We start from the raw sequence: 9,706 nt of genomic DNA, 5'->3' as shown, positions 1-9,706 counted from the left end.
GGCTCAACACGAGCTTGTCGAAGGGGATGTCTCGCGAGGGGGACAGGGTGATTTTCTGGGCAGCTTTCGCCATCAGATCTTCTCCGCGACGGGCGCCGGAAGCCTCTCTTCCGATCTCACTTCCCGTCACCCCTCAAACAGCCCCACTCTCACTTTCAACCCGGCTTGGCGCCGATCGTGAAACGAGATCGCCCGCGCGGATGCCAAAGAGATCGGCATCCGCGCGGGCGAAAAAGGTTGCGATCTTCCCCGCGGGGAAGATCAGGCGATGTCCCCGAGAAGACGGATCAGCGCCGCTTCCAGCTTGCGCCGATCAAGCGCCGAGAAATCACGGTCGAGCTTGATTTCAAGACGCCCGTTCGCAGCCGTGCACTTTGCGGCCCCGAGCGGCGAGGCCACCTGAAACGTGGTCTTTGCGCGCGCCGCAGGTCGGGCCTTGGCGGGGCCCGTGCCAGACGGCAGAGCGGCCTGCCCCTCAACATCGGCCTCCAGCCCCGCGGCTTTGCGCAGAACCTCCAACTCGTCGGCCACCGAGCGGTTCTCCCAATCGCGCAGCACCGCGCTGATCTGCGCGACGAGTTCCGGCCGCTCCTCGATCGCCGCCGCGAGCCTCAGCCCAAGCGCGCGCGGAATATGCGGTGCAAAGCGCAGAACATCGCCTAGCCGATCCATCACCCGGATGAACTGCCGGATATAGCTGCGCTTTTGATAGCCCGCCGATTTGAACAACTCGGCCACGACGCGATCTGCATCGCTCTCGGTCGTCTGCGGGTCGCGCGCATAGTTCAGCGCCAGCATCGCCATTTCGGCAAAAGAAATGTCCTTGCGCACGAGATTCTCGTCGACCATGCGCCGATAAAGCGCCTCCAGATCTTCCCCGCGGGGAAGAATGCCCGCCGGAATCTTGCCCCAAAGCTCTGCATCGCCAGTCTCGGCCAAGAGCGCCTTGTAGGCGGCAAGACGGCGGAAGCCCTGCACCAGCTCGAACCGGCCATCGTCCCGCGCCTCGACGCGGATCGGGTTCGACAGGCCGATATCGCGGATCGAGGCCACCAGCTCGGCCAGCTCGAGATCATCTCCCTTGGCCCGGTCGCGCACCAGCTTCCAGCTGTCGATCGCCTCGAGCGCCACCATGTCGACAATCAGACCCAGCCGCTTCATCCGCACATGTTCGGCGGCCAGCGCATCGTTTTCGGCGCGGATCTTGGCTTCGAGCGCGCGCCGGTCGCGCAGCGCCTCGGCGTTCTCGGAAATGGCGGCGGCCATGGGCGAGCGGCGCGGGGCAGGGGAGGCGGGCTGATCCTTCCCCGCGGGGAAGGTCTCTTCTTCCTCGGGCAGATCGATGTCGAAGGTGCGACGCTTCTTCATTGCTCATCCTCCATCTTGTCCCACGCCGCCAGCATGCAGGATTTGAACTCCTCGTAAGCGCGATCAAAGGAGGCGCGCGCGCGGCGCCAAGTCTCACGGGTCATGGTGCGATAGTCGATCTCATAAACCGACGAGAGGAACCGGCCCGATTGCTCGACCGCGCGCGTCATCTCGATCGGCTCCTTGCAGACAGTGTCGCCGAAGACCTTGCAGAAGGCCTCATACATCGCGCGGTGCAACTCGTTGCCCGGCTCATAGCGCGTCATCAGGAAGCGCATGTCGATGAACGCCTTCGGCAGGCGCATCTTCCCCGCGGGGAAGGTGCCATCGAACCCCTGCGAGAGATCCTCGAGCGCCTCGGCCAACTGCCCAATGAACGAGGTGGTGCTGTCATATTCCCAATAGCCGGGGCCCGAGGGGATATAGAGCACATCGGCCGCAAAGACCGCGTTCATCGACTGATAGCCGATGGCGGGGGGGCAATCGAACAGGATGATGTCATAGGCGTCGTTCGACAGCGCATCGAGATAGCGCGAGACGGCGGCGAAGAAGGACCAGTCCGGGTTCAGGTGTCGATACTGGGCGCTGGCGAATTCGACGAAGGCGGCGTTGGCACAGCTGGGAACGATATCGATGGTCGGCCAGGCAGTGGTCCTGATGAAGTCGGTCACGCGCAGATCGCCCAGTCCGAGATCACGAACCGAGGCGGGCAGGCGACGCTGGGGCAGGGAGGTACCGCTCTCGGCGGCGCGGGGTGCGGAGTTCATCCGGTCTGTCTCATGCACGAGATCGCGCGCGATGATCCCCCAGACCGTCAGTTCTTCACTCACGTCATGCAGCCCCATCGAATGGGTCAGCGTGGCCTGCGGGTCGAAATCCACGACCAGCACGCGATAGCCATCAAGCGCCGCAGCATGTGCCAAATGCAGCGCCACGGTCGATTTGCCCGCGCCGCCCTTGAAGTTCGATATCGCCGCGCGGATCGCGCGCTTGCCCGCGGGACGCTTGGGCATGAGCGAGGTGCGGTTGATCTTCATCTTGCGCCGCAGCTCGTTGATCTCGGTCAGCGAGAACCAGCGCTGGCGGCCATCCTCCTCGACTTCCCCGCCGGGAAGGTCGGGATCCGCCGCAAAGCGCCCGCGGAAGGTCGACTGGTTGATCTTGAAGATCAGCTCCGACACCTCCCAGGACGAGAAACGGCGCAGGGTCTTTTCATGTTCGGGCGAAAAGGTCTGGCGTCGGATGAAGCCCTGCATCTTCAGTGACTGGGCCTGAAGAGCGGCGAGATCTTCGTGGGTGTACATGCTCGGTTCCATTGTCTGGACGTAGATTGTTTGTGCTTTCTGAAATACGATGGATTTGCCAAAACATCAAAACCTAAGTTATGCTTGGGCCACGTTTTACCTCGACGCCGAAATTGTCCCGCTTTTCCGAGACCTGCGCGATTCGGCAGCAGCGTGCGAAGCATCAGGATGAGTTGGCTCAGGACTGGAGCTCGGGAGCAAATCTTGGGGTGACATTCGGCGCCCTCATCCAGAGATTGAGGGGACATCAACGCTCCAATTGGGGGACACACAGGATGTCCCCCAATACCATTAAGAACCTTTTCTTTTTGATTTTGATCGCGGGTTAGAGCTGTCCTGATTGCCGGGAGGTGAAGCCCCTCTTGACAGAATCGCTCAACAGGACGCTAATGCCGACAACGAAACAAATAACGCTTGGCAGTGGCGTAGAGAGTTGAGAAGCAACGTTCTTCTGAACTCTCTGCAGGATAACAACGTGACTGCCAGTTCATGAGCGGTGGGGCGTCGTCTCCGAGGGCAGGACATGTTGATGAAGAAGGCCGTCGGTCGCGGCGGAGCCACGCGCAAATACGATCTGCTGACGATCCTTGGCGTGTATGCGCTGTCGCAAGGAAAGACGTTGCAGCGGCAAACCTTGCGTCTCATTTGCCTGATCACGGCCCGCTACAATTGGCAAAACGATCATTTGTCTGTGGGTCAGACTGAAATCGCCCGGCTTTGGTCCGTCGATACCCGGACAGTCAAGCGCGAGATGGCGGCCTTTAGAGACCGTGGCTGGTTGATCGAGAAACGCCCCGCGGCGCGCGGGCGGGTGACGGTCTATGGCCTTGGGATATCCCGGATTCTGGAAGACACCCGTTCAAGTTGGGAAATGGTCGGCCCTGATCTGGTCGAGCGGCTCGATGGACCCGCTGCCGAGGTGGAGGATCGCAAGGTGATCCCCTTCCCGCAGATCGCTTTGCCGGAAGGGGAGGGGGTTTGGCCCCGAATCGCGCGTAGGCTGCAAGAAGGGGATGCGAGTATCTATCGCGCATGGTTCGCGGCGCTCAAGGTGGACGAGATGGCGGAAGAGGTGTGGCTCAAGGCACCGTCGGCGTTTCATGCGGATTATGTGCGCACGCATCATATGTCCCGTCTTGAGGCTGCCCTGGCGTTGGAAGCGCCGGGATATGGTCTGCGCCTTACCTGACGGTGTTGAGCGGGGCCACTTGACGAAATGCGGCTGCAGTCATACCTATATGTCTAGCTGGGTAGCTAGATGGGTGCGTTGATGTGGACCGTTCAAGATGCCAAGAACAAGTTCAGCGCGGTGGTTGAAGCCGCGCTTGCGGGGCAGCCGCAAGAGGTAAGCCCGCGGTGGTCGTCGTCTCGGGCGAGGAATATCGACGGCTTCTGGCCGGGACGGTGAAAGCGCGCGAGAGCTTTGCGGATCATCTGATGGCGATTCGTCGTAGCGATCTGCCCCGCGTCACCGTTGACACACGCGATGTAGACTTCTGATGTATATCCTTGATACGAATGTTATTTCCGCTGTGCGTCGTCCCGACCGTGCCCCGAAGGTGGCCGGATGCTGTCCCATGGAGTGGTGTAGCTGGCGCGGATCGTCACCGTGATGCTCGGCTCGGGCCTGCTTGATCAGGATGCCGCGGCGGGCAAGCTGATTACAGCATCCTCACCCATCGGCGCGATGGTTTCCAGCGTCATGTATCTGGCGCGTTGAACGGCCCATTCATCGTTCTGTTCGAGCAGCAGCGCTCCGACGAGGCGAACGATGGCGTCATCGTTGGGAAAGATGCCGACGACCTCGGTCCGGCGCTTGATCTCGCCATTGAGGCGCTCGATCGGGTTGGTGCTGTGCAGCTTGGCGCGGTGTTCCTTCGGGAAGGACATGTAAGCTAGGACGTCGTGCTCTGCCTCGTCCATGAGCGTGGCGAGCTTCGGCACCTTGGGACGGATCTGGTCGGCGACGGCACGCCATTGGGTGCTCGCGGCCTCTGCCGTGTCTTGCGCGAAGGCCGTGGCGATGAAGGCAGCGACGGTGAGCCAATGGTCCGAGAGACATTGGCGAACGCGCCCGCTCTTTCCGGCATGAGCCAGGGCGTTTCGCTGGAAATGAACGCGGCACCGCTGCCAGGTCGCAGTCAGAACCTTGGAGACGGCTGCCTTGATGCCCTCATGGGCGTCAGAGATCACCAGCTTCACGATCCGCCCGCCGCGCCGGACCTTGAGGTAGGTGGCGTCGATCCAGAGATAGGGCCAGTCGCCCTCGAGCGGGCGGTTGAGGCTCGAGAAAACCCGGAAAGTAGCTGCCCTTGCGCAGCTTCGGGATGCGCAGTTCGACCGTCCCGGCCCGCGTTTTCCAATCCCTGTCGCGATAGCCGTTGCGCTGTGCGAGCCGTGCTGGGTCCTTCTCGCCATAGGCTGCACCCGTTGCGGCGCTGACCTCCAGCTCCATCAGCCGTTCGGCGGCAAAGCGTCGACCGCATGGGTCGACCATCTCACGCAGAAGATCGGCGTCAGGGCATCGTCGGGGAATTGATCCCCCGGATCAATTCCTGATCCTCCTCTGTCTCGACGAGGTCGCGCAGGTTCATCATGTCGGTGGTCATCGGTGGAATCTCCGGTCCAGGTTGGTGTCAGCAACCAGACCCTACCGGAACATCTCCGGTGACCACCGCAGCCAGAACCTACACCACTTAGCGTAATCGCCACGCCCCATCCGCGGCCTTTTCCGTTGCAGGATGGGATCTGTCGCTCCGGCGCTTTGCCGGGGCCTGAGCATGGAGGATTCGATGGGAATGTTTGCAGCTCTGGACGTCTCGCAAGAGGAGACGGCGATTTGCGTGGTGCGTCAGGATGGGACGCACGTCGCCGAGGCGAAGGTGCCGACCTGCCCGGATGCGATTGCCGATTGGCTGACAGAACGAACCGGAGGCCTTGAACGGGTCGGCATGGAGACCGGCCCGCTGGCTGTCTGGCTGTGGAACGCGCTGACGGAGCGGCAGGTGCCGATCGTCTGCATGGACGCCCGCCACGCGAGCGGCGTTCTGAAGATGATGCCCAACAAGACTGACCAGCACGACGCCCGCGGCCTCGCGCAGATCGTCCGCACCGGTTGGTTCAAGGCCGCGCAGATCAAGAGCCATGAAGCCTATGTCAACCGTGCCATGCTGACGGCGCGTGAGGCCTTGGTCGGCATGCGCGTCAAGTTGGAGAACGAGATCAGGGGGCTGTTGAAGACCTTCGGCGTCATGTTCGGCAAGCGAGTCGGCGGGTTCAAGCGCCGGGCCGAGGAGATCATCGAGGGCGAACTGGCTGTCGCCCCGGACCTAGTGCCGATCTTCGAGGCCCTGATGCAGGCCCGGCGCGACATCCTTGCCCGCATCGCCGCGCTCGACAGCCGGATCCGTGCAGTTGCCAAGCGGCATGCGACGGTCAGGCTGCTGATGACCGCTCCGGGCGTGGGTCCGATCACGGCGATGGCAGCTGTCGCGGCCTTCGATGACGCGTCTCGCTTCCGCCGTTCATCCAGCGCGGGCGCCTATCTGGGGCTGACGCCGAGGCGCTACGAGTCCGGCGAGATCAGCCGGAACGGGCGGGTGTCCAAGCGGGGAGATGCCTTCACCAGGAAGTGCCTGTTCGAGGCCGCGAACGCCATCTTCTGCCGTAACCTGGGCGGCCCACGGCTGCGGGACTGGGCCCGGGCGATTGCCGAGAGAACCGGACCGCGCAAGGCCAAGGTCGCGCTGGCCCGGAAACTCGCAGTCACCCTGCACGCCATGTGGCGCACCAACACATCCTTCAAGGAGGCGGCAACGGCATAGATCCAGACTGCTCGACCGACGCTGATCTTCAGCAGACCGGAAAGCGTCCAGCCGGGACGCGCGGCGAGGGCAAGATCGCTCCCACGGCTGCGGCAACGACCGCGCACACCACTTCGATCCACCCGACCCTGAACGCAAACATGCGGCGTCCAACGCGGCGACCGCGGAGAGAACCAAAGAGCCCGGCGCGCAGGATGAACAGCTGCAAGATCAGCCCTTGACCAAGGCGATTAGAGAACGCCCAGGGACAGCATCTGGCGCGACTGTCGTGACTGGCAATTTAAGCGTTTTCGCCCCGACAGGGGTCGCGCTGGAGAACCTGTTTTAGGGTGACTATCGGCGGTGCAGCGGAACTCTGAATGTCGAGGGTTCGCATTTTGAATCCATGCGGTTAGAGAGGTGGAAAAGCCTTGCAGTCATGTTCTTCAAATCATTCAACTAACCGATTGAAAATGATTTTCTCTCCGCGCTTTTTGGGTTGCACGAAATGTGGTGGTTGCGGCTTGCTCTTGATCAAAGTCAATTTCAGAAAAAAGAAATAGGGTATTAAGATTTCCCTAACACCTCGGATGCCAGCAACCCGCCAGCTTTCCGCCATCAGGAAAGCAACGATGACCAAAACGACATGGCTCATGGCCGGCTCGGCGGCGCTGGCGCTGCAAACGGCCCTTGTTCCGGCAGGATTTGCGCAATCCGCCGCCCCTGGCGCGGTGTTCGAACTGGACCCGATCATTGTCTCGGGAGAGGGCCGTGGAGCCGCTGCGCGATTGCGGGCGGCCGCGATTGCGGTCGATGTAGTCGACGCCACCGACTTCAGCAGTGCCGCTGCACCGACCCTGGCACAGGCGCTTTCGCTTTCCCCGGGAGTGGTGGTGCAACAATTCATGGGCGGCAACGATCAGCCGCGTATCCAGATTCGGGGCTCGGGGTTGCAACAGAACCCGACCGAGCGGGGTTTGCTGGTGTTGCAAGACGGGATGCCGATCAACCGGGCGGACGGCAGTTTCATCGTGGGTCTGGCGGCCCCCGGTCAAGCCGAGGCGATCGAGGTGTTTCGGGGCTCCGCCTCCAACCGCCTTGGTGCGGCCTATCTGGGCGGGGCGGTCAATTTCCTGTCGCCCACGGCGCAGACGGAGCCGGGAACGACCCTGACATTTGGCGCAGGCAGTTTTGGTAAGCGCTCGGTGTCGGGCAGCCACGCTGTTGCTGGGAAAAAGGTTTCGGCGCTGCTGCGCTTTGAACTGACAGACGCGGATGGCGAGCGCCAGATCAATCATGCACAACGCAGGTTGGTGCTGGGCGGCACCGTGACGATGGACTGGGATGAAGGAAGAACGACACAGGTATTCGTCAACCACACTGATCTGGAGTTCGACGTGGCCGGGCCGTTGAACTGGGCCGACTCGCAGGCCGACCCGACGCGGATCAACGAGAATCCGCTCAATACCAACGGTAATGGCACTGGTATCGGCCCGAATGTCCTGCGTGATCGGCCGCATCGGGCCACCACGCAAACCCTTGTGGGAACCCGCACCACGCTCGAGAGCGGGGCGCACCGCTTCGATGCGGGGGTGTCGCTTTCCCGGACGAAAGACGAATTCATATTTCCTATCGCGCATGGTGTAAGGGGCACCGAGGGATGGGACGCCAATCTGATGGCACGTTATGCCTTGATGCCCGAAGGTGCCGATTTGCCGCTGATCGAGGCGACGCTGAACCATGCGTACGGGCATGCGGACCGGGAATATTACTTCAACTCGGGTGGGTCGCGGGGGGCGCAGTTTGGCGCAAACGGGCTGAGATCTGCCACCACCACCGCGCATCTGGGGGCGAACCTGCCGTTTGGCGGGGTTTTTCTGCTGGCGCCTTCGCTGTCCTATACGCATGCGACGCGCGACAATACCGAGCTTTGGCCGACCCGGGTGGGTACCGCCTCAGATACTGGTTTTGACAATAGCTACGAGGGTTGGAGCCCGGCCCTTGCGCTGCGTTGGACCCCGGCCGAAGATCAGATTGCCTGGATCAACCTGTCCAAAAGCTTCGACACGCCGACCTCGGACGATCTGCTTTCGCCGGTCGGGGGCACAGTGAACACCAGCCCGGTCGGGCTGCGCGCCACGGACGTCAAAGCGCAGCAGGCCCGAACGCTTGAAATCGGCTGGCGTGGCAACCGGGGAGCGGTCGGCTGGGATGCCGTCGCCTATCATTCGCAGATCGACAACGAACTTCTGCAGCTGAACACCTCTTCGGGGGTGCCTTATGTCAGCAACGCCGATCGCACGGTACATGATGGAATCGAGTTGGGTATAAACGTCAGCCTTGCGTCCGATTTGCGCGGTCGGCTCGCCTACACTTGGCAGGATTTCCATTTCGACGACGACGCCACACGCGGCAACAACACGCTGGCTGGCGCACCGCGCAACCTGCTCAAGGTGCGGCTCGACTGGCAGACCAGCGACCGGCTCGCGCTTTCGGGGGCGGTGACCTGGCGCGATGAAATCTGGGTGGACAATGCCAATACCGCCAAGGCCGATGCGGTGACACTGCTGGACTTGGGCGTCCGTTACGCGTTGAGCGATCAGATTGAGTTGGTGGCGGAGTTGACCAATGTCACTGATGAAACCTATGCCGCTGCGATTGTTGCCGCCGATACCGCGATGACGAACAGCGCCTCCTATCTGCCCGGAGAGGGGCGGGCCGCTTATCTGGGCGTGAAGATGAAGTTCTGACCTTTCGGCCCCGGTGGCGAGGCCGGGGTTCTCGGAGTTGACCAATGCGTAAACCGACTCTGCTTGCCCTGCACGGGCTTCTCCTTTTGCTGCTTTTGATTCTTGCTGCGGTCTTGGCCACCTTTCGCGGGGCACTGTTTCCCTTTGACCTGCGTGCGACACTGCTGATGACAGCTTCGGGGTTGGCCAGGGTGATCGTGGCCTGGATGTCTGTCTGGCCGGTGATGCTGGTCATGGCGTTGGCGCTGCCCCGGTTTTGGCAGCGGTTGGCGCTTTGGCCTGTAGGACTGGCGGCGTGTCTGCTGCTGCATCTGACGATAGGGCCAGAGCGCGGCTTTGCGCCTCTTGCCATCCTGGGAGTGCCAACTGCTCTGGCGCTTTACCTCGTGCCGGTGGGGTTGGTGCTGATGCTGGGTTCGGCCCTGCGTGTCGGGTTGCGTCGAAGCACTTGACGGAAGTCAATTCCCGACAGTTCTGCTAT

9 protein-coding genes and 1 pseudogene are annotated in these 9,706 nt (G+C 62.0%); 6 read left to right on the top strand and 4 right to left on the bottom strand.

The annotated features are described in order from the left end of the window. Positions 1-261: 261 nt before the first annotated feature. Together FBT96_RS16095 and FBT96_RS16090 are read right to left on the bottom strand one after the other, a co-directional pair. The gene (locus tag FBT96_RS16095) at positions 262-1,368 is read right to left on the bottom strand and encodes a ParB/RepB/Spo0J family partition protein (protein ID WP_136908391.1); all 1,107 of its coding nucleotides are present in this window, start codon (positions 1,366-1,368) and stop codon (positions 262-264) included. Further along, on the bottom strand, positions 1,365-2,672 hold the full coding sequence (locus FBT96_RS16090) for an AAA family ATPase (RefSeq protein WP_136908389.1): 1,308 nt from the start codon (positions 2,670-2,672) through the stop codon (positions 1,365-1,367). The genes FBT96_RS16095 and FBT96_RS16090 overlap by 4 nt, the downstream gene beginning before the upstream one ends. A gap of 529 nt (positions 2,673-3,201) precedes the next feature. Between FBT96_RS16090 and FBT96_RS16085 the strand changes: the two genes are divergently transcribed. From FBT96_RS16085 to FBT96_RS21655, 3 genes are all read left to right on the top strand, one after another. Beyond that, positions 3,202-3,861 (top strand): DnaA N-terminal domain-containing protein, encoded by a 660-nt coding sequence (locus FBT96_RS16085; protein WP_249306533.1) that lies wholly within the window; start codon positions 3,202-3,204, stop codon positions 3,859-3,861. Positions 3,862-3,930: 69 nt separating this feature from the next. Beyond that, positions 3,931-4,080 carry a type II toxin-antitoxin system prevent-host-death family antitoxin gene (locus FBT96_RS21660; protein ID WP_394347679.1) on the top strand — a complete coding sequence of 50 codons (150 nt, stop codon included), beginning with the start codon at positions 3,931-3,933 and terminating at the stop codon, positions 4,078-4,080. Further along, entirely contained in the window at positions 4,029-4,172 is a 144-nt protein-coding gene (locus FBT96_RS21655; protein ID WP_394347680.1) for a hypothetical protein, read from the top strand. The genes FBT96_RS21660 and FBT96_RS21655 overlap by 52 nt, the downstream gene beginning before the upstream one ends. 135 nt (positions 4,173-4,307) lie before the next feature. Here the strand turns inward: FBT96_RS21655 and FBT96_RS16070 are convergent. Further along, positions 4,308-5,169, bottom strand: a pseudogene (locus FBT96_RS16070) (transposase). A 283-nt stretch (positions 5,170-5,452) separates the two neighbouring features. Between FBT96_RS16070 and FBT96_RS16065 the strand changes: the two are divergent. Further along, positions 5,453-6,496 (top strand): IS110 family RNA-guided transposase, encoded by a 1,044-nt coding sequence (locus FBT96_RS16065; protein ID WP_249306531.1) that lies wholly within the window; start codon positions 5,453-5,455, stop codon positions 6,494-6,496. A 430-nt stretch (positions 6,497-6,926) separates the two neighbouring features. On the opposite strand, the gene FBT96_RS20820 is transcribed toward FBT96_RS16065, so the two are convergent. Continuing rightward, positions 6,927-7,130 (bottom strand): hypothetical protein, encoded by a 204-nt coding sequence (locus tag FBT96_RS20820; protein ID WP_169583527.1) that lies wholly within the window; start codon positions 7,128-7,130, stop codon positions 6,927-6,929. On the opposite strand from FBT96_RS20820, the gene FBT96_RS16060 reads away from it, so the two are divergent. Further along, on the top strand, positions 7,108-9,225 hold the full coding sequence (locus FBT96_RS16060; RefSeq protein WP_169583525.1) for a TonB-dependent receptor family protein: 2,118 nt from the start codon (positions 7,108-7,110) through the stop codon (positions 9,223-9,225). The two genes, FBT96_RS20820 and FBT96_RS16060, sit on opposite strands and share 23 nt — an antisense overlap. A 44-nt stretch (positions 9,226-9,269) precedes the next feature. After that, entirely contained in the window at positions 9,270-9,677 is a 408-nt protein-coding gene (locus FBT96_RS16055; RefSeq protein ID WP_136908383.1) for a hypothetical protein, read from the top strand. Positions 9,678-9,706 lie beyond the last annotated feature (29 nt).

It is taken from the genome of Rhodobacter capsulatus (genome assembly GCF_005144475.1).
GTDB classification, from domain to species: domain Bacteria; phylum Pseudomonadota; class Alphaproteobacteria; order Rhodobacterales; family Rhodobacteraceae; genus Rhodobacter; species Rhodobacter capsulatus_C.
The sequence above is the reverse complement of the archived record's forward strand: the minus strand, read 5'-3'. Positions and strand labels throughout refer to the sequence as shown.